The sequence below is a fragment of the Pseudomonas sp. Pseusp3 genome, assembly GCF_047304225.1.
Lineage (GTDB): Bacteria > Pseudomonadota > Gammaproteobacteria > Pseudomonadales > Pseudomonadaceae > Aquipseudomonas > Aquipseudomonas fluorescens_CD.
Genome location: NZ_JBGLYV010000036.1, coordinates 14,909 through 38,888 on the forward strand (window position 1 = coordinate 14,909; position 23,980 = coordinate 38,888).

A 23,980-nucleotide genomic window follows, 5' to 3' on the forward strand; every position below is an offset into this window, starting at 1 on the left:
CCCTGAGCATTGGCTGGAAAACAGCCAGAAGCATATTAGCGCCTTTCACGAAAAAAAGAGCGCGCGCCCGGTGCCATGAACGGGAGCCTCCAGGGTGGTACTTATATATTGAAACAGCCCTGATTTTCGAACTGTGCGGTGCTTCAAAGGGGATCGGCTCAACAGTTATTTGGTCTTTTATTCAAGGTCACATTGAATAAGCTGTTGGCTCTTATCCGGTCATCAAGGAAATTTAAAATGGCTGAATTGCATGGAAGCAATACGCTGGAAACTTTTGGAAGTCTACGCACGGAAAACAGGGGCGTTCATTACAGTCGTGTATTGGATGTTGTACCGAGCGCTGTTAAAGATGCATCGATATCGAGGTTGAGAACCATAGAAGGTTTGCAGCCGCAGATACCCGAGTGGTACAGCGCCGCGCGACACATTGACCGCCAGTACCTGAAGCAGTTGATTAACGAGCGATGGCGCTTGCAAGGCGTTCTGGACAAGACCCTGGGTAACTTGCAGCACGACATCAATACATTTGCCGAACCCTTGATCAAAACCGCACTGCGGACGAACTTCAATACCGATGTGAACATCAATGAGTTCACTGTGCAGCTTGATGTGCCGATCACTATTATTCTTGGAATTGATACAGGTGGCAGTCGCGTGCGGCGCTCCACACTGCTCGAAGCTGCATTGCATAATTTCGAGGAATCGGAAACCACCGAAGGCGCATGGCGAAACACGGCTGGTATCTATCGCAAGGACCAATACGGCGGCCTTGCGCTCGACCCGACGATCACGTTGCCAAGGTTCACGTCGCTATGCCGGAGCCTGGACATCGGCGGGCAGTATCAGCAACACCTCAAGTCCATTCTCTTGCCCGAAAGCGCCGCGGCGCGGCAGACCTTGCAGCAAGGTGCAGTCGCCAGTGAGAAAGCGGCCTTTGAAGTGGCGGCACTGATCGCAAGATTGAAGGGCGATATCAGCGATCACGCGTATGGCAAGCTCCGTCAGGTGGCTGAAGGTCGTCCGGGAGTCACCCTGTATCAACGCCCGTTACTGCCTCACCGCTTGTCGCTGATGGGGTTCAGGATGACCGGCATCGTGCTGTTCAGTGCGGTCAGCGAGCCGTCGCAGATCAAACGGACCATCGATGCGTTGACCCCCGCCGAGCTGAAATTCTGGCTGGAATGGTCGCACCGAGTCCCTGTGTTACCCAACCAGGCGTACGAGCAATACAAGCTGTTGCAAGCATTCTTTGCCAATGGTCCCCAGGGCGTGACCGAAGAGTTGGCTCGCAATGAAGATATCTACCATCAGAGCCGATTGTCCGGCCCGTTGATTGCCTATATTCCGGATGATCCAGACCATCCCTTGAAGGAGTATTCGTCGCTGACCGAATTTATGAAGACGCTGATCGGTCAACTGCTGAGTACGGATTACCAGGCCTTTTTCAGCCGGTTCGTGGCACAAAAGGACAAGGGACGTTTTTTCGCCCGCGCCAATGAACGCTTCAAGACTTTCACCTGGCATCAACGCGAACCGCTGGATATGGGGCCATGGTGGCGTGAAACCGCAGTCGAGAACCCGAATGCCGAACCTGTCACCAATGCGATCGATGGTGATCTGTGGGTAACGCTGTTTATCGAACGTCGCAACAAGGCCATCGCCGACGCCAGGGTCATTGCGGTGCCCACCGGTGATGAAGATGCGACAGCCCGCTTCAAGCGCTTGACCAGTTACCTGGAACTTGGCTGGAACATCTTCAATTTCACCGCAATGCTGGTGCCGGGTCTGGGCGAGGCCATGCTCGGCGTCATGGTCGCGCAAATGCTTGCCGAGGTAACGGAGGGCATCGAGGACTGGAGCAAGGGAGATAAGGAGGAGGCCGGCAGATACTTCAATGACGTGTTGATCAATTTTGCGCAGTTGGCAGCCATGGGCGCGGGGCATGTACTGCCCGGTGGTGCTCCGACTGCAATCAAGCCTTCGTCATTTGTCGAGGGTCTCAAACCCGTGGAGATCGGCGACAAGGGGCGTTTATGGAGCCCTGACCTCGGTCCCTATGAACGATCGATCGCATTGCCCGATGGGGCGAGGGCCAGTGACACAGGGCTGTACCGTCATCAGGATCAGGACCTGCTGCGGCTCGACGACAAGTACTACGAAGTCAAGCAGGACCCGGACACTGGTCGGTATCGGCTGCAACACCCGACTCGCGCCGATGCGTATAAGCCGCGGGTGGAGCACAACGGTGCCGGCAGTTGGAAAACCGAACTCGATCAACCACTCGAATGGGACAAGGAGCAAGTACTCAGGCGTCTGGGCGCTTCGGTGGATGGACTCTCCGATGAAACCCTTGAGCAGGTTATGACCGCCAGCGGCGTGCACGAAAATGTGCTGCGCCGACTTCACGTCGAACACGAGACCCCTCCGGCGCTGTTGGCCGATACCCTCAAGCGCTTCAAGGCCCTTGCCGATGCGCAAGCTTGCGCAGAGCAGATTCTGGCCAACCGGATCGGTGAGGAATGGGCCGATTACGCCGTGCGATCCATGACCGAAATGGACGGCTGGCCCAGTGACAAGGCCATTGAGGTCTTCCAGGGGCCGGGTCTGACAGGGGCCGCGATCAAGGAAGGCTATGCCGGGGCGTCAGCGGCCAATACGTTGCAGATGACCTGGTCGGACTTGTTGGCGGGGGCGCTGCCCGAGCGTGTGGTGGGGTTCCTGGACGAGCGGGAGCTTCGCGAACTGCTCGACGAGTGGTTATCCGGTGACGCACAGAAGCGTGCCCAGGCATTGCGTGAGCAATGGGCGGCACAAGTACGCCAGCGCAAGCGGCAGTTGTTCGACCTTCTGTACCGTCGTCGGACCCGTTCGGACGATCCTTTGGTGAACCTGCTCAAGGGCGATTTTGCAGATATCTCGGTCAGCCAGGCGCAAGAGCTGCTGGGTGAGGCGCACCCTTGCGACATGCAACACCTGACCGAAAAGAAACGTGTGCCATTGCGGCTGGCTCAACAGGCCCGGGAGGCCGCCGAACAATTGCGGATGACACGGGCCTATGAAGGCCTTTACCTCGACGGGTTGCACAGCGCTGACACTGCGCGTCTGGAGTTGCATTCCCTGGCGGCTCTGCCGGGCTGGCCGGGGGATGTGCGTGTGGAGGTTCGTGAGTATTCATTCGGGGGAGCCTTGATTGACAGTATTGGCCCTGTCGACGCACCGATCCGCAAAGTGCTGATCCTGGGGGAGGATGGTAAATACGAAGCACGGGACGACAGAGATCAACACCTGCACGGCGCAGACAATGTGTATGCCGCGGTGCTGCATGCGTTGCCGGATTCGCAACGAACAGCCCTGGACTTCGAAATCCATGAGGCAGCAAGGCTTGAAAGGCTGGTGCGAGCGCGACCGTTGGCGCGCCAGAAGCTTGAGCGGATTCTTCTGGAAAACCCCATTCGCAAACCGGCGTACGACCCGGCAGTCATGCGTCTTCGCGGTGGCATGCCAGGGTATGCGCGACTTTCGCCTGAACGGGAACTGCTGCAGCGTCGGACGACATCGCTCTATCCAGGCTTGAGCAACGACCAGGTCGGGATACTGCTGGAGCAATTCGAGCAGAACGGCGGATCTGCGAGCCAACGACTGACAGCACTTGAAACCGAATTCAACCGCTTCAACGCAACCATGCAGCGCTGGATGAACTCGCCAACCGAGTCTTTTCGTTTCAGCCCGGCAGGCGTGGCAGAGTGGAACTCGCGCAATCAGGTCTATCAGGCGCTCAGGCAATGCTGGCAGAGAACCGGGCCCGGAGGGGTTGAGGTGCCGGGCATTATTGCGCCTCAAGCGCTGGTGCTGGATGGCATGCCCTTGGGGCAGCACCTGGCGACACTTCCGAGGCTGGAGGCCAATTTCGATCACGTCACCGGCCTGGGTTTGCGCAACGCCGGCATCGGTCCGGGCGAGGAGCATTTCCTGCAGGCATTTCGCCAGGTGCGTCACCTGAATCTGCAAGGCAATCGTTTGACCCGGCTATCGCAGGGGATCGGTGATATGCGCCATCTCACCCACCTCGTCCTCAACGACAACATGATTGAACTGGATGCGCTGGCGGTAGCGCGGCTGAGACACATGACTCAACTCAGATGGCTGGACTTGCAAGGTAATCCATTGAGACTCGCCCCCGACATCAGCCAGATGCCTCATCTGCAAGTAGTAAGACTGAACGGAACAGGGTTGAGCAGTTGGCCGGTCGGGCTGTTTTCCCAGCCACGTCCGCGCAGTATTTTCATGGATCTGCGCAGCAATCCGATCAATCAGATTCCGCAAGTCGCACCGGGTTCGTTCCGCGCCGAATTGCTGGCGCGCACATTCATCAGCCGTGAACCTCAATGGCTCTCCGAGGAAAATCTGGAGACCCTCAAGCTGTATATCGAGTCGGTTGGCATGGACCCTGAGCGGCCGTATCCGCCGATGGGCACGGTGGACAGTTCCGAATGGGGGGAAGGAATTTCAGAGGCGCAGTGGCGGGCCAATCAACAGATATGGAATGCGGTTGAAGATGAGTTTCATTCGGAGTCCTTTTTCAACGAAATCAACCGGCTCACCCAATCCGCCGACTTCAGGGCTGGCGGTCTATATCGCAAGGAGCTGACGGCTAAAGTCTGGCGAATGCTGGAGGCGATGGCCGAAGACACTGAGCTGAGAACGAAGCTCTTCAGCGAGGCTGCGACACCCACGCAGTGTGTGGATGGCGGTACGCAGCTGTTCAACGCCATGGGGGTAGAGGTGCTCGTTAAAGAAGCCTACGACTTGATCCGCCCGGATCTGGTTGAGCCTCAACTGCTCGAACTGGCGCGGGGCAAATCCCGGCTCGGTGAGCTGGGAGCCATTGCTCGCCAGCGAGTGGCTGAACGGTTGGCGGCGGGCGAGCGTTTCACGCGCGTCGACGCTCAAGGGAACGTCAGCGGCACCATCGACGAGGTCGAAGTTCACCTGGCGTACATGACGGAACTTGCCGAGCGCCTGGATTTGCCGTGGCAGGCGCGTGGCATGCAGTTTCGCAATATTGCCGGGGTGACAAAGGAGATGATCGAGGCGGCATTCCAGCGAATCACCGCCCTGGAGGAAGGCGATCTGCTGCGTGCGCGGATCCTCGAGCAACCGCTCTGGAGAAACTGGCTGGAGAGTGAGTACGAGGAAATCCTGAACGGGTTCAAGCGTCGTGTCGACGTCGTTACGGACTTATACGATGCCTTGCAAAGACGGACTGAAGGAACAGGCCTTTCTGTTGCGCAGAAGGCTGAGCTGGAGGTGGAAATCAAGGCGCTGGCGGTAAAGGCCGGAAGACCGGAAAACGAATTCGCTCCTGGCCGTGTCATGACCGAGGAGCAATACACCCAAGCCTTGAGTGACATCGACACTCAAATGAAGGCACAGATGAGCACACTCACCCAGCAGGCGATGGACCGGGCGGGACTGCAACGGGTGGATATCCCGTTCACGATTGATCCCGACTATTCGGTTTAAGTGCACATGAAGCCTCGAGCCAAGGGAGTGAGCCTTGGCGTCGAGGCTTTTTTTGCACAGCGGACAGGCTCAGAACAGGAAATACCGCTGGGCCATTGGCAGGGTTTCAGCCGGTTCGCACCACAGCAACACGCCATCGGCCTTGACCTGATAGGTCTGCGGATCGACGTCGATGTTCGGCAGGTAGTCGTTGTGGATCAGGTCGGTTTTCTGCACGTCGCGGCAACCTTTGACCACGGCGATTTTCTTCTTCAAACCCAGGGCTTCGGGCAAGCCTGCATCCTGCGCCGCCTGGCTGATGAAGGTCAGGCTGGTGGCGTGCAGTGAACCACCGAAGCTTGCGAACATCGGGCGGTAGTGCACCGGTTGCGGCGTCGGGATCGATGCATTGGCGTCGCCCATCAGGCTGGCCGCGATGGCGCCGCCCTTGAGAATCAGCGTCGGTTTTACGCCAAAAAACGCCGGGCGCCAGAGCACCAGATCCGCCCATTTACCCACTTCGACCGAACCCACTTCATGGCTGATGCCATGGGTGATCGCCGGGTTGATGGTGTACTTGGCGATGTAGCGTTTGGCGCGGAAGTTATCGTTACCTTCACCATCACCGGGTAGCGGCCCGCGTTGTTTTTTCATCTTGTCGGCGGTCTGCCAGGTGCGGGTGATGACTTCACCGACCCGCCCCATGGCCTGGCTGTCCGAGCTGATCATCGAGAACGCACCGAGGTCGTGGAGGATGTCTTCGGCGGCAATCGTCTCGCGGCGGATGCGGCTTTCGGCGAAGGCCACGTCCTCGGCAATGCTCGGGTCGAGGTGATGGCAGACCATCAGCATGTCGAGGTGTTCATCAATGGTGTTGCGGGTGAACGGCCGGGTCGGGTTGGTGGAGCTCGGCAGCACATTGGCAAGACCGCAGGCCTTGATGATGTCTGGCGCGTGACCGCCACCGGCACCTTCGGTGTGATAGGTGTGAATGGTGCGGCCCTTGAAGGCGGCAATGGTGGTTTCGACGAAACCGGATTCGTTGAGGGTGTCGGTGTGGATCGCCACCTGTACGTCGAACCGGTCGGCCACGCTCAGGCAGTTGTCGATACTCGCTGGCGTGGTGCCCCAGTCCTCATGCAACTTGAGGCCGATGGCGCCGGCCTTGACCTGTTCGATCAACGGCTCCGGCAGACTGGCATTGCCCTTGCCGGTCAGGCCGATGTTCATCGGGAACGCATCGGCGGCCTGGAGCATGCGCGCCAGGTGCCACGGCCCGGAAGTGCAGGTGGTCGCATTGGTGCCGGTGGCCGGTCCGGTGCCGCCACCGATCATGGTGGTGACGCCGCTCATCAATGCCTCTTCGATCTGTTGCGGGCAGATGAAGTGGATGTGGGTGTCGATGCCGCCGGCTGTGAGGATCATACCTTCGCCAGCGATGACTTCGGTGCTGGCGCCAATGGCGATGTTGACGTTGGGCTGGATGTCCGGGTTGCCGGCCTTGCCGATCGCCGCGATGCGCCCGTCCTTGAGACCGACGTCTGCCTTGACGATGCCCCAGTGATCGATGATCAGCGCGTTGGTGATCAGGGTGTCGACCACCTCGGCGGCCAGCAACTGGCTCTGACCCTGGCCGTCACGGATGACTTTACCGCCACCGAATTTCACTTCTTCGCCGTAGGTGGTGAAGTCCTTTTCCACTTCGATCCACAACCCGGTATCGGCCAGGCGCACCTTGTCACCGACGGTGGGACCGAACATGTCGGCGTAGGCTTGACGGGAAATCTTCATTCGTTCGCCCTGGAATTCAATTGAGTTTGAGACTGTTCGCTTCGCTCACAGATTCGCGAGCAAGCCCGCTCCCACATTCGATCGCGTTCCCCTGTGGGAGCGGGCTTGCTCGCGAAGGCGTCAGTGGGGACATCGCATTACTTAGAGGTCACCCATGACCCGCCCGGCAAACCCGAACACCCGGCGATGCCCGGCCAGATCCACCAGCTCGACCTCGCGGCTCTGCCCCGGTTCGAAACGTACCGCCGTGCCGGCCGGGATGTTCAGGCGCATGCCGCGACTGGCGGCACGGTCGAAAGTCAGGGCGTCGTTGGCTTCGAAAAAGTGGTAATGCGAGCCCACCTGGATCGGTCGGTCGCCGCTGTTGGCCACCTTCAGGCTGAGGGTGCGCCGGCCAACGTTGAGCTCAATCTCGCCGGACTGGATCTGGTATTCACCGGGAATCATCAATGGGCTCCTTGGAGAATCTTGTAGTAGAGGGCGGTCGGCTTGTAGCGGCCGCTCGGGTCGCAGGCGTAATCGGGAATCTCGCCGGCGCGGGTATAGCCCAGCGACTGGTAGAAGTCTTCGGCGGGCGAACCGGCCTCGGTGTCGAGGTAGAGCAAGCCGCGCTTGTGCTGCAGGGCGGCCGCCTCCAGAGCGCTCATCAATTGCTGGCCCAGCCCTCGCCGCCGCGCATCTTCGCGCACCAGCAACTTCTGCACTTCGGCACGGTTCAGGCCGTTGGCTTTCTGGCACAGGCTCAGCTGTACGCTGGCCTGCACCTGCTCGTCCTTGACCACCACCCACAGCAACACACGGCCCTTGTTCAGGTTGTCCTGGACCTCATCGAACCAGGCATGGGCCTGAGTCGCATCGAGGTCAGCCATGAAGCCGACACTGGCGCCATGGCCGACAGCATCGAGCAGCAGGTCGATCAGGCCCTGGCGGTAATGCGCAAAGCTTTCAACGTTGACGCGTCGCAGTTGGGCGGCGTTCATCGGGCATTACTCCTGGTCGATGCCTGGCGGCTGCGCGCCGGGGTTGAGGGTCAGTTGCATGAACGTCAGGTCCAGCCAGCGGCCGAACTTGGTGCCGACCTGAGGCATTTGCCCGGTGGTGATAAAGCCGATGCGTTCATGCAAGCGAATGGAGGCCGCGTTGCCGCTTTCGATGGCGGCGACCATCACGTGCTTGCCGCAGCCTTTGGCACGTTCGATCAGCGCTTGCATCAATTGCGGGCCGAGGCCGTTACCGCGCTGGTCGCTGCGCACGTAGACCGAGTGCTCGACGGTATGGCGGAAACCGTCGAATGGCCGCCAGTCGCCGAACGAGGCATACCCGAGCACGGTGTTGTCGGCATCGACGATCACCAGAACCGGATAAGCCTGGGATTGCCGGGCGCTGAACCAGGCCTGGCGGTTGCCGAGGTCGACTGTCTGTTCATTCCAGATCGCCGTGGTGTTGAGCACCGCGTCGTTGTAGATGTCGCGGATCGCCGGCAGATCGGCATGCACGGCATCGCGGATGTGGTAAGTCATGGCGCGGCCTCAGGCGATGGGTTGGTGGACGGTGACCAGTTTGGTGCCGTCGGGGAAGGTGGCCTCGACCTGGATTTCCGGGATCATTTCCGGGATACCTTCCATCACTTGTTCGCGGGTCAATAGGGTGGTGCCGAAGTGCATCAGGTCGGCCACGGTCTGGCCGTCGCGGGCGCCTTCGAGCAGTGCGGCGGAAATGTAGGCCATGGCCTCCGGGTAATTGAGCTTCACACCGCGAGCCAAACGCCGTTCGGCCACCAGGCCAGCGGTGAAAATCAGCAGCTTGTCTTTTTCGCGTGGGGTCAGGTCCATCGTAGACATCCATCCGGGCAGATTAAAAAGAGTGGGATCTGCTCCCACAGAAAGCAATTCAGGTATTCCATATTCTGGGTGCTACAGCCTCGCGACCCAGCAGGGCGGGGCGTAACAACTTCCAAAGTTCAATCAGCCAGCCTCGTGCCAACAGCGCCTCACTGGCCAGGCACCGGGCAATCAGCAATCCCGGCAACTGGGTCAAATCCCCGCGCACGTCGTTGGTCAGCGAACGGCACTTCTCCAGCAGCTCGCTATCAATTTCACCCGTCACCAGCAACGTCGCAAACACCGGTTGCCCATCCAGCCCGATAGGCGAATCCAGCAGACCGTCCGCACCGACAATGCGCTGGCGTTCATGCCAGAGCAACTGACCGTCGCGGCGAATATCCAGATGTGCCTGGAAATGCCCAAGTTCGAAACGCTCGCCACTGGCCGGGCGCCCAAGGGCCACGACGTCCCAGTAGAACAGCCGTGCATCGCCCTCAAGGTCGATGGACGTGCTGAGTTCAGCCTGGGCAGCGCTGAAAATGATCGTCTCCTGGGGCAACCATTCCAGTGTCGCGCCGGCCGCCACCTTCAATTTCAGCTGCTGATAAGCGGGACCGGCGGCGCGATACCATTTGGCCGCGCCGGGGCTGGTGATTTGTGCCCAGGCATCGCCATCGACGAAGGCCGAGATGTCCAGCCGATCACCGCCGGCAATTCCGCCGGGGGGGTGGACGATGATGTGCTGACAGACTTCCGGTCCCTCGGCATACAGGTGTTTTTGCACCCGCAACGGACCTTTGTGCCGGCGCTGGACCGGGCGAGTGGTGTTGTCGAACCTGGCGTAGCCCAGTTCCAGTTCGGCGTGCCAACTGGGGGTGAACAAGGCACCGGAAGCGGGAAGAGTCATGGTCAGTGCTTATCGTGAGGTCATCAGGATGTTGCAAAGGCTGTGCCGCAAGATATTGCAGGCAAGAGGTGGCGGTTAAATGTATTGGCGCACCAATAGTGTGCGCGGTTGCAGGTTTGACGCGACAAATTGGTGCCTTGCCTCCCGAGGCGCTCCGCTTCGGGAGGTTCCGGCTCGGTGAGTACGGAGCGTGACGACTCAGATCGTAACGAGCCCGCGTACACCTTCTGCTTCCATGTTTTCTCCGCGCCCCTGTTGCACGATTTCGCCCCGGGACATCACCAGGTATTGATCGGCCAGTTCAGCGGCGAAATCGTAGAACTGCTCCACCAGCAAAATCGCCATGTCACCCCGGGCGGCGAGTTTTTTGATCACGGCACCGATCTCCTTGATCACCGACGGCTGGATGCCTTCGGTGGGCTCGTCGAGGATCAGCAGGCGAGGGCGACTGGCCAGCGCACGGCCAATGGCCAATTGCTGTTGCTGGCCACCGGACAGGTCGCCGCCGCGCCGTTGCTTCATTTGCAGCAACACCGGGAATAGCTCGTAGATAAACGCCGGAACTTCCCTGGCTTCGCTGCCGGGAAACCGCGACAGTCCCATCAGCAGGTTTTCTTCCACGGTGAGGCGGCCGAAGATCTCCCTGCCCTGCGGCACGTAGGCGATACCGGCATGCACCCGCTGGTGCGGCTTGAGCGTGGTGATCGGCTTGCCGTCCCAGTTCACTGCGCCTTCCCTGGCCGGTAGCAGGCCCATCAGGCATTTGAGCAGGGTGGTCTTGCCCACGCCGTTACGCCCGAGCAGGCAGGTGACTTCACCGACCTTCACGTCAAACGTCAGGCCGCGCAGGATGTGGCTCCCGCCGTAATACTGGTGCAGTTTGTCGACTTGCAGCATGTTCAAACTCTCCTCATTCCCTGTAGGAGCGAGCTTGCTCGCGAAGAACCGGAGGATGACGCGTTCATCCAGTCAGCCCGCGTCATCGTTAACCTCCATCGCGAGCGAGCTCGCTCCTGCAAAGAGCAATCAGCGTCCAAGATAGACTTCGATCACCCGCTCGTTGTCCTGCACCTGTTCCAGCGACCCTTCGGCCAGCACGCTACCCTGGTGTAACACCGTGACGTGGTCGGCGATCGAGCCGACGAAGCCCATGTCGTGTTCCACCACCATCAGCGAGTGCTTGCCGGCCAGGCTCTTGAACAGCTCGGCGGTGAATTCGGTTTCGGCGTCGGTCATGCCCGCGACCGGTTCATCGAGCAGCAGCAATTGCGGGTCCTGCATCAGCAACATACCGATCTCCAGGAACTGCTTCTGGCCGTGGGACAGCAGGCCGGCCGGGCGATTGACCGAGCTGGTCAGGCGAATGGTCTCCAGCACGTCGGCGATGCGGTCTTTCTGCTCGCCGCTCAAACGCGCCCGCAGGCTGGCCCACACCGACTTGTCGGTGTTCTGCGCCAGCTCAAGGTTTTCAAACACGCTCAAGGCTTCGAACACCGTCGGCTTCTGGAACTTGCGGCCGATACCGGCCTGGGCGATCTGTACTTCGCTCATCTGCGTCAGGTCCAGGGTTTCGCCGAACCAGGCCTTGCCGTGACTGGGCCGGGTCTTGCCGGTGATCACGTCCATCAGCGTGGTCTTGCCCGCGCCGTTGGGGCCGATGATGCAGCGCAGTTCACCAACGCCGATGTACAGGTTCAGATTGTTCAGCGCCTTGAAACCATCGAAGCTGACGCTGATGTCTTCCAGGGTCAGGATGGTGCCGTGGCGCGTATTCAGGCCTTTGCCGGCGCGCTCGCCGAGACCGATCGTATCGCGGCTGGTGCCGGCGTCCTTGTTGGGCTCCACGGGGAAAAAGGCTGGCTCAAGCATGAATTCAGCCGTCGCAGTGACTCTCATGATTCACCTCTCTTTTTCAGCAGACCGATCACACCCTTGGGCAGGTACAGGGTCACGACGATGAACAGTGCGCCAAGGAAGAACAGCCAGTATTCGGGGAACGCCACGGTGAACCAGCTCTTCATGCCGTTGACCACACCGGCGCCGAGCAACGGGCCGATCAACGTGCCGCGCCCACCCAGAGCCACCCACACCGCGGCTTCGATGGAGTTGGTCGGCGACATTTCACTCGGGTTGATGATCCCCACTTGCGGCACGTACAGCGCACCGGCCAGGCCACACAACACCGCGCTCAATACCCAGACGAACAACTTGAACCCGCGCGGATCGTAGCCGCAGAACATCAGGCGGTTCTCCGCATCGCGCAGCGCGGTCAACACCCGGCCGAATTTGCTCTGCGCCAGCCGCCAGCCGATGTACAGGCTCGCCACCAGCAACAGCACCGTGGCGAAAAACAGCACCGCGCGGGTGCCCGGCTCAGTGATGCCAAAGCCAAGAATCGTGCGGAAGTTGGTGAAGCCGTTGTTGCCGCCAAAGCCGGTTTCGTTGCGAAAGAACAACAACATGCCGGCGAAGGTCAGGGCCTGGGTCATGATCGAGAAGTACACGCCCTTGATCCGCGAACGGAAAGCAAAGAAACCGAACACCAACGCCAGCAGCCCCGGCGCCAGTACCACCAGGCACAAGGTCCAGAGGAAGCTGCTGGTGCCGGTCCAGAACCACGGCATTTCGGTCCACGACAGGAACGTCATGAACGCCGGCACACCATCGCCCGAGGCCTGGCGCATCAGGTACATTCCCATGGCATAGCCGCCGAGGGCGAAGAACAGGCCGTGGCCGAGGGACAGCAGGCCGGCGTAACCCCACACCAGATCGAGTGCCAGTGCGACGATGGCGTAGCAAAGTATCTTGCCCACCAGCGTCAGCGTGTAGGCCGAAACGTGCAGCGTGTTGTCCGGCGATAACAGCGACAGCAGCGGTAACGCCAGCAGCAGAATGAGGATCACCGCGCCGACGGCAATCGTGATTTTCGGGCCGGCCTTTTGTGTGGCCTTGAGCATCAGGGGCTGGTTCATCAGTCGATCACCCGTCCTTTGAGTGCGAAGAGGCCTTGCGGACGTTTCTGGATGAACAGAATGATCAGCGCGAGGATGAGGATCTTGCCGAGCACGGCACCGATCTGCGGTTCGAGAATCTTGTTGGCTACCCCTAAGCCGAATGCGGCCAGCACGCTACCGGCCAACTGACCGACACCGCCGAGCACCACCACGAGGAACGAGTCGATGATGTAGCTCTGGCCGAGGTCCGGGCCGACGTTGCCGATCTGGCTCAGGGCTACGCCGCCGAGGCCGGCGATACCCGAGCCGAGGCCGAAGGCGAGCATGTCCACGCGCCCGGTGGGCACGCCGCAACAGGCGGCCATGTTGCGGTTCTGGGTGACGGCACGCACGTTGAGACCCAGGCGTGTCTTGTTCAGCAGCAGCCATGTGAGCACCACCACGAACAGCGCAAAGGCAATGATGACGATGCGGTTGTACGGCAGCACGAGATTGGGCAGCACCTGAATCCCGCCCGACAGCCACGCGGGGTTGGCGACTTCGACGTTCTGCGCGCCGAACACCAGGCGAACCAGTTGAATCAGCATGAGGCTGATGCCCCAGGTGGCGAGCAGGGTTTCCAGCGGACGGCCGTAGAGGTGGCGAATCACCGTGCGCTCCAGCGCCATGCCGATGGCCGCGGTGACGAAAAACGCCACGGGCAGCGCGACCAGCGGATAGAACTCGATGGCCTGCGGGGCGAAGCGCTGGAACATCAGTTGCACCACGTAGGTCGAGTAGGCGCCGAGCATCAGCATCTCGCCGTGGGCCATGTTGATCACGCCGAGCAGGCCGAAGGTGATTGCCAGGCCGAGGGCGGCGAGCAGCAGTATCGAGCCCAGCGACATACCGCTGAATGCCTGGCCGAGCATCTCGCCGACCAGCAGTTTGCGTTTGACCTGGGCGAGGCTGGTCTCGGCAGCAGTGCGCACGTTGGCGTCAGTTTCGATCCCGGGATCGAGCAAGCCTTCGAGGCGGGTACGGGCCAGTGGATCACCGGTTTCGCCGAGCAGACGCACGGCGGCGAGGCGCACGGCCGGATCGCTGTCGACCAGTTGCAGATTGGCCAGTGCCAGGCTGAGGGCGGCATGAACGCTCTCGTCCTTCTCGCCCGTCAGTTGCCGGTCGAGGAATGCAAGCTGCGCAGGTTTGGCGCTTTTCTGCAATTGCTGTGCGGCGATCAGACGGATTTTGGCGTCGGCGGCGAGCAACTGATGACTGGCCATGGCTGTGTCGATGAGGCCCCGCAGACGGTTGTTCAGGCGCAGGGTTTTCGGCTGGCCATCGACTGTCAGCTCGCCTTGTTGCAGGGCGTTGATCAACTCGATACGGGCCGGATCAGGCTGCGCAGCCCAGGTTTCCAGCAGCCTGGCTTGCTGCACGGGATTGGCGGCTACGAAGTCTTCGGCGTCGCTGGCGTGAGCGGCCATCGGTAACAGCAGGGCGATGGCGAGGAACAATCGGTAGATGGCAGTGGGCATAAAGAGTCGCCTTGCTCGGACTAAATGTGGGAGCGGGCTTGCTCGCGAAAGCGGTGAGTCAGTCACATAAATGTTGGATGTGCCGCCGTCTTCGCGAGCAAGCCCGCTCCCACAGGGAGTTGTGTTGGGCCTGAACAATCGTCAGGCCCAATGGCTCAGTTGCTCTTCACCGCATACTCCGGCTTCTTGTCGTTGCCCGGGATGAACGGGCTCCACGGCTGGGCGCGGATCGGTCCTTCGGTCTGCCACACCACGTTGAACTGACCGTCAGACTGGATCTCGCCGATCATCACCGGCTTGTGCAGGTGGTGATTGGTCTTGTCCATGGTCAGGGTGTACCCGGATGGCGCGGCAAAGGTCTGGCCGGCCAGGGCTTCGCGGACTTTGTCGACGTCGGTGGACTTGGCTTTTTCCGCCGCTTGCGCCCACATGTGGATGCCGACATAAGTGGCTTCCATCGGGTCGTTGGTCACGGCCTTGTCGGCGCCCGGCAGGTTGTGTTTCTTCGCGTAGGTCTTCCAGTCATCGACGAACTTCTTGTTCACCGGGTTCTCGACCGATTCGAAGTAGTTCCACGCCGCGAGGTTGCCCACCAGTGGCTTGGTGTCGATGCCGCGCAGTTCCTCTTCGCCGACCGAGAACGCCACGACCGGAACGTCGGTGGCCTTCAGACCCTGGTTGGCCAGTTCTTTGTAGAACGGCACGTTGGAGTCGCCGTTGACGGTGGAGATAACGGCCGTCTTGCCACCTGCCGAGAACTTCTTGATGTTGGCGACGATGGTCTGGTAGTCGCTATGACCGAACGGGGTGTAGACCTCTTCGATGTCCTTGTCGGCCACACCTTTGGAGTGCAGGAACGAACGCAGGATCTTGTTGGTGGTGCGCGGGTAGACGTAGTCGGTGCCGAGCAGGAAGTAGCGCTTGGCGCTGCCGCCTTCTTCGCTCATCAGGTATTCCACCGCCGGGATTGCCTGCTGGTTCGGTGCGGCGCCGGTGTAGAACACGTTTGGCGACATCTCTTCGCCTTCGTATTGCACCGGGTAGAACAACAGGCCGTTGAGTTCTTCGAACACCGGCAGCACCGATTTGCGCGACACCGAGGTCCAACAGCCAAATACCACGGCGACCTTGTCCTGGGTCAGCAACTGACGCCCCTTCTCGGCGAACAGTGGCCAGTTAGACGCCGGGTCGACCACCACAGGCTCGAGCATCTTGCCGTTCACGCCGCCCTTGGCATTAATCTCGTCGATGGTCATCAACGCCATGTCTTTCAACGACGTTTCGGAAATCGCCATGGTCCCGGACAACGAATGCAGAATACCGACCTTGATGGTCTCGGCGGCCTGGACAGTCCAGGTCATGCCCATCGCGGCAATGGATGCCGTGAGTGTGAAAGCCTTGATCAAACTGCGACGCTTCATTGTGCGATCTCCATGAACATTGAGTTTTTATGGTTGGCAGATGCGGACGACTGAAGGGTGTTTTGCAAGGGCTGTGCCTAAGGGGGAAAACAGTCTATTCAGAGCGGTCGCCGACGGACGAGTCCTGCGCGCCGCACCATGCTCGGGCGCGCAATGCCGGGCAGGGCACGGCTGTGCGCCCAAGTGGTGCCTGGCGATATACATATGTACCGCTCCGGGATTTTTGCACTGGATAACCTGAGTGCTCACTTAAGTCTGTATTCAGGTTGGAGCACTTTCATGGATGAGAACAAAGCCCCGAACAATGCCGCGCCTCTGATGAGCCGCGAATTTCTCTCGGCCGATGACGCGGCGCGGTATGCACACGAACAGGTTGGCCAACGACGTGACCGCAAGTTTGTCGCGATGATTTTCAAGCGCGGTGCACAGAGATTTGTCGTCACCGAGCCGGTCGAAGCCGGGGACCACTTGCTGGAAACCCAGCTGTTCGCGGTGGACGGACGAGGCCGGCCGGTCTATCCGGCCAATCATCAGTTAGACAGTTGGTTCTACTCGCACCAAGCGCTGTCGACCCTCGATGCGGCGCAGATACAGCGCCTGAAGTGGTCGCGCATGGACGCGACCGTGAGCTTGCAGATGTTCAGCATCCACGAGTTGTTCCATATCGTCACGTCAGATGTTCCGGCCTATTTGTCCGGGGCTGAAGACAGCCTGTTGTGGTTCGAGGAAGACAGTGCAGGCTGGCAGAGTCTGTTGCAGCGTCTTGGCACTCCGGCTAACCCGGGGCCTCTGGCGCAAGGCCTTGAGCAGGGCAGTGTCCTGCCGGTCGAGTTCGTCCGGGAGGTGGCGCAGGCAGGCACATTGCGGATAGTCGTCGACAACACGCCATGGGGATACCGGGGCAAGGTAACCGGTCAGTGGAGTCCGTTACCGACGCTTGGCGAACGGCCGGTGCCACAACAGGTGGCCTACGGCGCGATTTTTTCCTCGGCGGATGAAGCCGCGCAGGACCGTTTCTCCCGAATGAGGGGCCAGACCAACCAGGAGCAGACCTGGTTCGGCTTTATCCTCAAGCAGCAGGGCAAGGAGGAGTACGTCGCGACGGAGCTGGTGGCGGTCAATGGTGTTCGTGACAAGCTGTTTTCACGTCGCAGTCTCTTTCCCCTTACCCCCGATTTCATGGAGCTGGTCGCGCCGGAATCCTTCAAGCGCCACTCCTATTTTTATTCGCGCCAGCGGGTCACCCATACCCGCCCCAATCGTGAATGGCTGGCCAGGCACTTCATCGTGCCCAGAGATCTGTTCATTGTCGTGTATGACTCCCGACGACCACCCATCGTCGAAAGGCCCGGTACGATCCCAACTTATATCGGCACGCAGGACGGTGCACTGCTCAAGTACACCCTGCGCCCGAACAGCAAGCTATTCGATAACGACACACCGAACATGGGGCTGGAGGATGTTCAGTCCAACCTGGCCAACGGAAAACTGACCTCCAGCGATTTTGTGAAGGTGGTGGCCAACAGTGGCGCATTGAGCGTCTTGCATACCAATGCTGTGTGGGACAGGGAAGGCCCGGTCGACATCAACTGGCGTCCCGCCCTGAATCTGGAGCGATGCCAGTTGAGCGCGGCCTTCGCGACGGCCGATGATGCGGTGTTGTCCGCGCGCTCCCGAATTCCGGCTGACACCGACAGGGTCTATGGCGGTCTGGTATTGAAGCGTCCGGACGGCTTGTTTGTCGCCACTCAACCAGTGATTGCGCTCCATGAGGATTTCGCTGTGGAGTGGATCTTCCCGGACGAAAGCATCGGCGCGGGGCTTTTTCCTGCCGGTTGTTACATCGTCGGCCGTTACCGTTCGCGCCAGAGCCGGACTGTGCCGGTGATCCTTGAAGAAAAGCAGAGGCAACTGTACCTCAACATGCTCTCGGTCAAGGTTGTATACACCGCGTTCAACCGAGGCGGGCGGTTTCTGGACGAATACCTGTTCGGGCCGGATGGTTCGGTGATCCGTTACCGTTGCGGGACCTGGAGGCAGTTGCATGCCGATCTGGCCCGCGCGCTGAACGGTTATGGCAACCTGCCCCACGACCTGGACGCGGAGTGGATCAGGAAGCGTATCCATGAAGGGGATTTGAGCCCGGTCGAATGGATCGACTCGCTGGCAAGGAATGGCTATTTGCAGGTAGTGGTCGGCAGCCCGACCTGGGGTGTGCCACGTACAGTCGATCAGCTCGCTGTCGCCCTTGTTGAGCCCGACACACTTTCGCCTGCCACAGCGAGCAGCGAGCCGCGTTACAGCCCGATGTTTGCTCAAGAGTCCGCCGCAGCCCGGTTTGCCCATGAGCAGGCGGGCGAACGTGCGGTCCCCGGTTTCGGGTTCATTTTGCACAACGAGCGCCTTGGCGCCTATCACAGCACTTTACCGGTGGCGGTGCAGGACTCGGCACTGGCATATGACCGTGTCTTTCCCGAAGGGCAATTGCCATCGGGTTACATCGTTTCAAGCGTTTATCTATGTGCCGCGCGCAATGAGAACGACACAGGTGATGACGAGTTCGGGAGCTTTTTCTTCTCGCCCATGGCAGTGCATCAGGTATTGGCAAGGGCCAGGATCAGCAATGGTTACAAACCTGTTTATTTTTCCTGTGCCGATGGTGCACTTTTGCAATTTGAAACAGCCTACTACACGCCAGGGGTACCACCCGAACTGGACAGTCAGTCGGAGAGACTCCTAGGCACTTTTGGCTCGTTCGAACAGGCGCGCGCCGACCTGCGTAATATCAGCCTGCGCACCTTCACTCTGGGTGACTACATCCAGCGCATGGTCAAGTTCGGGAGACTGGAGGTTCTGGTATCCAGTGATTGCTGGGTGAAGGGTTATGTGGCGCGATACTGGCAACCGCGTCATCCGGGCATGTCCGAGCAGGAGCTCTGGAGCTGGAAGCCTGAACTGCCCATGGGGCCGATATTCCATCATCCCGACGATGCTGCCAGCTACATTCAGCGGCGCGCGGGAAGCGCCTACACGCAGACGACCACCTACGAGAGCGCCATCGTGGCCAAACCCGATACCTATTCCTATTGCGGACTGGAGCCATTGCCGCAAACGGATGAGAGCCTTGCCGGCCTCGGTCGGATCTTCCGCACGCTCACGGATCCTGATACCACCCGCAGAAATGAAGTCCCCCGCTTTGCGCCAGGCTACAAACTGATGGCGAGCCATCAGCTCTACCTGTCGGGCGTCTCTGCGTTGGCAGCAGATGAAGAGCAGGTCTACAGCAGCTTCACTTCGCCGACGCTGATGCGCCTTCATACTCATGCCTTGAAGGCTAAAGGCTTCAACATCAGTGCGTACTACTACTCGACGCCCCATGGTGCGCTGATCAAGTACGTACCCGAAAATACGCAGGTTGAAAAGGAGCTGTTGCTGACCCGCCAGGTCGATTTGGTCGACGGTCGGTGGGAAACGAAATTGTCGATGGCGGATTTCATTTCGAAACTGGCTGAAATCGGCGAGTTGCGGGTATTGCAGGCGGCCGCTTTCTGGAACCGTACGGGGCGGTTGGGTCAAAACTGGAAGGTCGTTCGCCGCCAGTTGCCACTGGCGCCGGTCAGGTTTCAGCGCGACGAGTTGTAACTGCGCAAGGTTCGTGCGCTACGTCAGCAGCGACGCATCAGGCCGATAAAGAACAGCCCGCCAATCGCTGCGGTAGCGATGCCAATAGGCAAGTCTTCCGGGGCGATCAGCGTGCGGGCAGCGACATCGACCCACATCAGGAACACGCTGCCGAGCAACAGACAAACCGGCAGCAACCGACGATGTTCGGCACCCGCCAGTCGACGCGCAATGTGCGGCACCATCAGCCCGACAAAGCCGATGGAGCCGCTGATCGACACCAGTACACCGGTCATCAGCGAAGCGATCACGAACATTCGCAGGCGCACTGCACGGGCATTCAGGCCCAGGGTGACGGCGGTCTGTTCTCCGGCCATCAATGCGTTCAGCGGTCGTGCCATGCCGAGCAACAGAACCAGCCCGAGCAACACACTCAGTGCCGGCACCGTGAGCAGCTCCCAGCGCGCCAGCCCGAGCCCGCCGAGCATCCAGAACATCACCGCGGAACTGGCGCGATGGTCGCCCATGAACAGCAACAGATTGGCGATCGCCATCATCACGAACGAGACCGCCACGCCGCACAGCAGCAACCGGTCACTGTCCAGGCGCCCGTGGCGACTGGCGATCATCAGCACCACCAGCATGCTCAGTAACGCACCGATGAATGCGGCAATCGGCAACGTCAGCAGGCCGACGATTTCGCCGACATGCAACACCACAATCACCGCGCCGAGGGTGGCGCCGGAGGTAACACCGAGCAGGTGTGGATCCGCCAACGGGTTGCGTGTCACCGCTTGCAGTACCGCGCCGATCAGTGCCAGCCCGGCGCCCACCAGCGCACCCAGTAACATGCGCGGCACGCGGATCAGCCAGACAATGTGTTCCTGGCCGGCGCTCCAGTCCTGCACGCCGATGCCGAACAGTTTGTGCAGCAGGATCCGCCACACCACGTCCACCGGCACCCGAGCCGGGCCGAAGCCCAGCGACACCACGCACGACACCAGCAGCACGGCGCCCAGGGCGATCAGCAGTAGCGCAAAACGACGATTGATCATTCGCCGTGGAAACCTTTGGCGAGGGTTGCCACTGCCAGCACATTGTCGATACCCGGTGTGGCCTGCACGTAAGGGATGACGATGAAGCGCTGGTCCCTGATCGCATCCACCGATTGCAGCGCCTTGTTGTTCAGCAGGAACCGGATCTTCTGTTCGGCGGTGATTTCGCTGTAGTCGACGATCACGATCACCTGCGGATTGCGCTCGACCACGGTCTCCCAATTGACTCGGGTCCAGCTCGCGTCGACGTCATCGAGGATGTTGCGCCCGCCAGCGGCGTCGATCAGCGCTTGCGGCATGCCGAGGCGACCGGACGTCATGGCGCGGTCTTCGCCGCTGTCGTAGAGGAAAACCCGGGGTTTTTCCACCGGCAAGTCATTGCCGATCTCTGCGACCTGATTCTGCATGTCGGCGATGAGCGCGTTGGCGCGATCCTGCACGTCGAAGATTTTGCCGAGGTTGCGCAGGTCGTTGTAAGTGTCTTCCAGGGTCGCGGCAGGGCGCTTCATCACGAAGGCGCAGGACTCGGTCAGCTCATACACATTGATGCCCAACGGTTGCAGGGTTTGCGGGGTGAGATCGCCGCCGACGCGCATGCCGTAGTCCCAACCGGCGAAGAGGAAATCGACGTTGGCATCGAGCAGGGTTTCCACCGACGGGTATTTGGCCGCCAACTCCGGCAGGCCGTCGAGAATGCTCTGCATCTCGGGCGTCACGGCCTTCCAGCCGCTGATGCCGCTATAACCGGCCATCCGTGGCTTGAGGTCGAGGGCGAGCATCATCTGGGTCATGTTGATGTCGTGGCTGAGTGCGTGTTGCGGTGCCTGCTTGAAGGTCAATTCGCGGTTGCAGCTTTTGATCATCAGCGGGTAGTGGGTGGCTTCGGCCAATGCCTGGACGCTGCCCAGCAGCATCGCGAGAGAGAGGCAGGAGCGCAGCAGGGAACGCAAATTCATGGTTGGGTTATCCAGGTGATTCGTGGGTAGCCGTGCAGCGGATGTTCATCGATCAGCGCTTCGACGCCGAACACATTGCGCAGCAGCGCAGCCGTCAGGACTTCTTTCGGCGTGCCGCTGGCGACGATACGACCATGGTTGATCACGTACAGCCGATCACAAAAAGCCGCAGCCAGGTTGAGGTCGTGAATGCTCGCCAGGGTGCCGATGTTCAAGCGCTTGACCAACTTCAAAAGCTCAAGCTGATATCGCGGGTCGAGGTGGTTGGTCGGCTCGTCGAGGATCAACAACTGAGGTTGCTGGACCAGGGCGCGGGCGAGGATGACTCGCTGTTTTTCACCACCGGAGAGAGTGGCGAACCCGTGGTCTTCGAAGCCCCCGAGACCGACTGACGCCAGGGCCTGGTTGATGAGGTTCGAGTCTTCAAGCGTGTCGCCATCAAACAAGCCTTTGTGCGGCGTGCGGCCCATGGCGACCACCTCAAAGACGGTCTGGCCGAAGGCATCAGGGAACTCCTGCAACACCACGGCGATGCGTTGCGCGCACCAGCGCGAGGGTTGCTGCCAGACATTCTGGTGATCGAGCCTGACCTCGCCGTGCTCCGGTTTACTGAAGCGCCAGGCACAACGCAAGAGGCTGGTCTTGCCGCTGCCGTTAGGGCCGATCAGTCCGACGAACTCACCGGCGGCCACGTGTACAGAAGCATCACGCAGCTGGAACTGGTGATGGCAATGGCCGTGGCCCAGGGGTGTCCAGGAAATGTTTGCGAGGTTCAGCGAGGACATGCAGTGACTCTTGAGGAGTTGCTAATGGCCCCTTCGCGGGCAAGCCCGCTCCCACAGGAATTGCGCTAATCCTGTGGGAGCGGGCTTGCCCGCGAAGGGGCCCGAAAGGACACCCTGAATGCGAGAGGGAGACGCGCGGGGGAGTTTACAGCCCATTGAGCCCCGCGCATCTCGCCTGTTTCATGATGAAGATGACGCGCTTTCAGTCTGCCGGGTAAAACGCGACAGCAGCAGGCGATCCAGCAACCACACCGCTACCAGTGAAGCACCCACCAACGGAAAGGCCACCGCCAGAACGAACATGATCACCATCGCGGTTTTCCATTTCGGCAGGTCGTGACGTAGCGGCGGCACGCCGAGTTTTCCTTGCGGGCGGCGCTTCCACCAGATCACCACACCGCTGACGGCACTGAGCAAAATCATCAGGCAGATCAGCAGCACGATGATCTGGTTGAACACGCCGAACATCTTGCCTTCATGCAGCATCACGCCGATTTCCGTGGCGCGGGCGACGGTGCCGTACTGCTCGTAGCGCACGTCGGCCAGGACCTTGCCACTGTATTGATCGACATGCAGGGTGGCGTCGTTGCGCGGGTCATCGGCGAACACCGAAATGGTGAACACGCCGGTTGCGGATTTCGGCAAGGTGATGCTGTAGCCCGGCTCGACCTTGCTCTGCGTGGCGATGTCTTGTACGTCTTGCAGGCTGATGGTCGGCGCTGCCGGGCCAGCATGCGCTCCGTCGTGGGCCATGTGCTCGGCGTGGTCACCGGACATCGGCATTGGCGTGTTTTCCATGGCCCACGGCACGGTCTGACGCGTGGCGCTGTTGAGGCTGCGTGCCTCGATGTCGGACTTCGGCACGTCATCCCACATCGCGGCAGGGAACACGTTCCACACGCCTGCAAATTTTTCGCCCCAGAACCCGGTCCAGGTCATGCCGCTGAGCAACATCACCAGCAACAGCGAGGCGCCCCAGAACCCGGTGACGGCGTGCAAGTCACGCCACAGCGCCCGGCCGCGGCTGCTCAGGCGTGGCCACAGAATGCCGGCCGCCTGGCCCCGTGGCCACCACAGGAACACCCCGGAAACCACCAGCACCACGCCCCAGCCGGCGGCCAGTTCCACCAGCCGGTCACCGGCGGTACCGATCATCAATTCGCCGTGAATCGCCCGCGCGATGGCTTGCAGGTTCTTCTTGGCGTCTTGCTCACCGAGGATGTCGCCGTGGTACGGGTCGACGAAAACGTTCAGTTCCTTGCCGCTGTCGAGTACGACAAACTGAGCGCTGCGTTCGGCGTTCATCGGTGGCAGGTATTGCTTGATCGTGACTTGTGGATAGGCGCCTTTCACCCGGTTGAGCAGGTCGTCAGCCGCCAGGGTGTGATGGCCGGCAGGGACGTTGAGCCAGCTGCTGTACATCAGCGAATCGAGTTGCGGTTTGAACAGGTAAATGGTGCCGGTCAGGGCCAGCATCACCATGAAAGGCGCCACGAACAATCCGGCATAGAAATGCCAGCGCCAGGCCAGGTTGTAGAAATTCACTTTGGGCTGTTTCATCTCGTGTGCTCCGCTTGGCTGGATCTTTTAGTTGTGTGTTGGCGGTTGCTGCGCAACCGATCGCGAGCAAGCTCGCTCCTACAGC

The 23,980-nt window shown here is 60.4% G+C and carries 17 protein-coding genes; 2 read left to right on the plus strand and 15 right to left on the minus strand.

The window, feature by feature from the left end:
- The first annotated feature begins 237 nt into the window (after positions 1-237).
- The gene (locus ACCD00_RS14470; protein WP_413425468.1) at positions 238-5,523 is read left to right on the plus strand and encodes a dermonecrotic toxin domain-containing protein; all 5,286 of its coding nucleotides are present in this window, start codon (positions 238-240) and stop codon (positions 5,521-5,523) included.
- A 69-nt stretch (positions 5,524-5,592) separates the two neighbouring features.
- Here ACCD00_RS14470 and ureC read toward each other — a convergent pair whose 3' ends face one another.
- The 11 genes from ureC to urtA all read right to left on the minus strand — a co-directional run bounded on the left by ureC (position 5,593) and on the right by urtA (position 15,918).
- Entirely contained in the window at positions 5,593-7,293 is a 1,701-nt protein-coding gene (ureC, locus tag ACCD00_RS14475) for an urease subunit alpha (RefSeq protein ID WP_413425470.1), read from the minus strand.
- A 141-nt stretch (positions 7,294-7,434) separates the two neighbouring features.
- Entirely contained in the window at positions 7,435-7,740 is a 306-nt protein-coding gene (locus tag ACCD00_RS14480; protein ID WP_413425472.1) for an urease subunit beta, read from the minus strand.
- Complete coding sequence (locus ACCD00_RS14485) at positions 7,740-8,273, minus strand: N-acetyltransferase family protein (protein ID WP_413425474.1); 534 nt, start codon at positions 8,271-8,273, stop codon at positions 7,740-7,742. Before ACCD00_RS14485 ends, ACCD00_RS14480 begins: the two co-directional genes overlap by 1 nt.
- Before the next feature lie 6 nt (positions 8,274-8,279).
- The gene (locus ACCD00_RS14490; protein WP_413425476.1) at positions 8,280-8,813 is read right to left on the minus strand and encodes an N-acetyltransferase family protein; all 534 of its coding nucleotides are present in this window, start codon (positions 8,811-8,813) and stop codon (positions 8,280-8,282) included.
- A gap of 9 nt (positions 8,814-8,822) precedes the next feature.
- A complete protein-coding gene (locus ACCD00_RS14495; RefSeq protein WP_007945249.1) occupies positions 8,823-9,125 on the minus strand; it encodes an urease subunit gamma in 303 nt (100 codons plus the stop codon).
- A gap of 58 nt (positions 9,126-9,183) precedes the next feature.
- Entirely contained in the window at positions 9,184-10,023 is an 840-nt protein-coding gene (locus ACCD00_RS14500; protein WP_413425478.1) for an urease accessory protein UreD, read from the minus strand.
- Between the two features lie 198 nt (positions 10,024-10,221).
- A complete protein-coding gene (urtE, locus tag ACCD00_RS14505) occupies positions 10,222-10,920 on the minus strand; it encodes an urea ABC transporter ATP-binding subunit UrtE (protein ID WP_413425480.1) in 699 nt (232 codons plus the stop codon).
- A 129-nt stretch (positions 10,921-11,049) separates the two neighbouring features.
- A complete protein-coding gene (gene urtD, locus ACCD00_RS14510; protein ID WP_413425482.1) occupies positions 11,050-11,919 on the minus strand; it encodes an urea ABC transporter ATP-binding protein UrtD in 870 nt (289 codons plus the stop codon).
- Positions 11,916-12,995: an urea ABC transporter permease subunit UrtC gene (gene urtC / locus ACCD00_RS14515; protein ID WP_413425484.1), complete on the minus strand. Its 1,080-nt coding sequence runs from the start codon at positions 12,993-12,995 to the stop codon at positions 11,916-11,918. Before urtC ends, urtD begins: the two co-directional genes overlap by 4 nt.
- Positions 12,995-14,497 (minus strand): urea ABC transporter permease subunit UrtB, encoded by a 1,503-nt coding sequence (urtB, locus tag ACCD00_RS14520; RefSeq protein WP_413425486.1) that lies wholly within the window; start codon positions 14,495-14,497, stop codon positions 12,995-12,997. Before urtB ends, urtC begins: the two co-directional genes overlap by 1 nt.
- Positions 14,498-14,652: 155 nt before the next feature.
- On the minus strand, positions 14,653-15,918 hold the full coding sequence (urtA, locus tag ACCD00_RS14525; RefSeq protein ID WP_413425488.1) for an urea ABC transporter substrate-binding protein: 1,266 nt from the start codon (positions 15,916-15,918) through the stop codon (positions 14,653-14,655).
- A gap of 279 nt (positions 15,919-16,197) precedes the next feature.
- On the opposite strand from urtA, the gene ACCD00_RS14530 reads away from it, so the two are divergent.
- Positions 16,198-19,560, plus strand: coding sequence for a hypothetical protein (locus ACCD00_RS14530; RefSeq protein ID WP_413425490.1), 3,363 nt, complete (start codon positions 16,198-16,200; stop codon positions 19,558-19,560).
- A 23-nt stretch (positions 19,561-19,583) separates the two neighbouring features.
- On the opposite strand, the gene ACCD00_RS14535 is transcribed toward ACCD00_RS14530, so the two are convergent.
- The 4 genes from ACCD00_RS14535 to ACCD00_RS14550 form a co-directional block, all read right to left on the minus strand.
- Positions 19,584-20,594 (minus strand): FecCD family ABC transporter permease, encoded by a 1,011-nt coding sequence (locus tag ACCD00_RS14535; protein ID WP_413425492.1) that lies wholly within the window; start codon positions 20,592-20,594, stop codon positions 19,584-19,586.
- Positions 20,591-21,550 (minus strand): ABC transporter substrate-binding protein, encoded by a 960-nt coding sequence (locus tag ACCD00_RS14540; protein WP_413425494.1) that lies wholly within the window; start codon positions 21,548-21,550, stop codon positions 20,591-20,593. Before ACCD00_RS14540 ends, ACCD00_RS14535 begins: the two co-directional genes overlap by 4 nt.
- Positions 21,547-22,335: an ABC transporter ATP-binding protein gene (locus ACCD00_RS14545; protein ID WP_413425496.1), complete on the minus strand. Its 789-nt coding sequence runs from the start codon at positions 22,333-22,335 to the stop codon at positions 21,547-21,549. The genes ACCD00_RS14540 and ACCD00_RS14545 overlap by 4 nt, the downstream gene beginning before the upstream one ends.
- Before the next feature lie 180 nt (positions 22,336-22,515).
- On the minus strand, positions 22,516-23,895 hold the full coding sequence (locus ACCD00_RS14550; RefSeq protein ID WP_413425498.1) for a PepSY-associated TM helix domain-containing protein: 1,380 nt from the start codon (positions 23,893-23,895) through the stop codon (positions 22,516-22,518).
- Positions 23,896-23,980 lie beyond the last annotated feature (85 nt).

Excerpts from the sequence above, each read along its gene's own strand:
- ACCD00_RS14470 (WP_413425468.1), top strand. The coding sequence starts at position 238 with ATGGCTGAATTGCATGGAAGCAATACGCTGGAAACTTTTGGAAGTCTA.
- ureC (WP_413425470.1), bottom strand. The coding sequence starts at position 7,293 with ATGAAGATTTCCCGTCAAGCCTACGCCGACATGTTCGGTCCCACCGTC.
- ACCD00_RS14480 (WP_413425472.1), bottom strand. The coding sequence starts at position 7,740 with ATGATTCCCGGTGAATACCAGATCCAGTCCGGCGAGATTGAGCTCAAC.
- ACCD00_RS14485 (WP_413425474.1), bottom strand. The coding sequence starts at position 8,273 with ATGAACGCCGCCCAACTGCGACGCGTCAACGTTGAAAGCTTTGCGCAT.
- ACCD00_RS14490 (WP_413425476.1), bottom strand. The coding sequence starts at position 8,813 with ATGACTTACCACATCCGCGATGCCGTGCATGCCGATCTGCCGGCGATC.
- ACCD00_RS14495 (WP_007945249.1), bottom strand. The coding sequence starts at position 9,125 with ATGGACCTGACCCCACGCGAAAAAGACAAGCTGCTGATTTTCACCGCT.
- ACCD00_RS14500 (WP_413425478.1), bottom strand. The coding sequence starts at position 10,023 with ATGACTCTTCCCGCTTCCGGTGCCTTGTTCACCCCCAGTTGGCACGCC.
- urtE (WP_413425480.1), bottom strand. The coding sequence starts at position 10,920 with ATGCTGCAAGTCGACAAACTGCACCAGTATTACGGCGGGAGCCACATC.
- urtD (WP_413425482.1), bottom strand. The coding sequence starts at position 11,919 with ATGAGAGTCACTGCGACGGCTGAATTCATGCTTGAGCCAGCCTTTTTC.
- urtC (WP_413425484.1), bottom strand. The coding sequence starts at position 12,995 with ATGAACCAGCCCCTGATGCTCAAGGCCACACAAAAGGCCGGCCCGAAA.
- urtB (WP_413425486.1), bottom strand. The coding sequence starts at position 14,497 with ATGCCCACTGCCATCTACCGATTGTTCCTCGCCATCGCCCTGCTGTTA.
- urtA (WP_413425488.1), bottom strand. The coding sequence starts at position 15,918 with ATGAAGCGTCGCAGTTTGATCAAGGCTTTCACACTCACGGCATCCATT.
- ACCD00_RS14530 (WP_413425490.1), top strand. The coding sequence starts at position 16,198 with ATGGATGAGAACAAAGCCCCGAACAATGCCGCGCCTCTGATGAGCCGC.
- ACCD00_RS14535 (WP_413425492.1), bottom strand. The coding sequence starts at position 20,594 with ATGATCAATCGTCGTTTTGCGCTACTGCTGATCGCCCTGGGCGCCGTG.
- ACCD00_RS14540 (WP_413425494.1), bottom strand. The coding sequence starts at position 21,550 with ATGAATTTGCGTTCCCTGCTGCGCTCCTGCCTCTCTCTCGCGATGCTG.
- ACCD00_RS14545 (WP_413425496.1), bottom strand. The coding sequence starts at position 22,335 with ATGTCCTCGCTGAACCTCGCAAACATTTCCTGGACACCCCTGGGCCAC.
- ACCD00_RS14550 (WP_413425498.1), bottom strand. The coding sequence starts at position 23,895 with ATGAAACAGCCCAAAGTGAATTTCTACAACCTGGCCTGGCGCTGGCAT.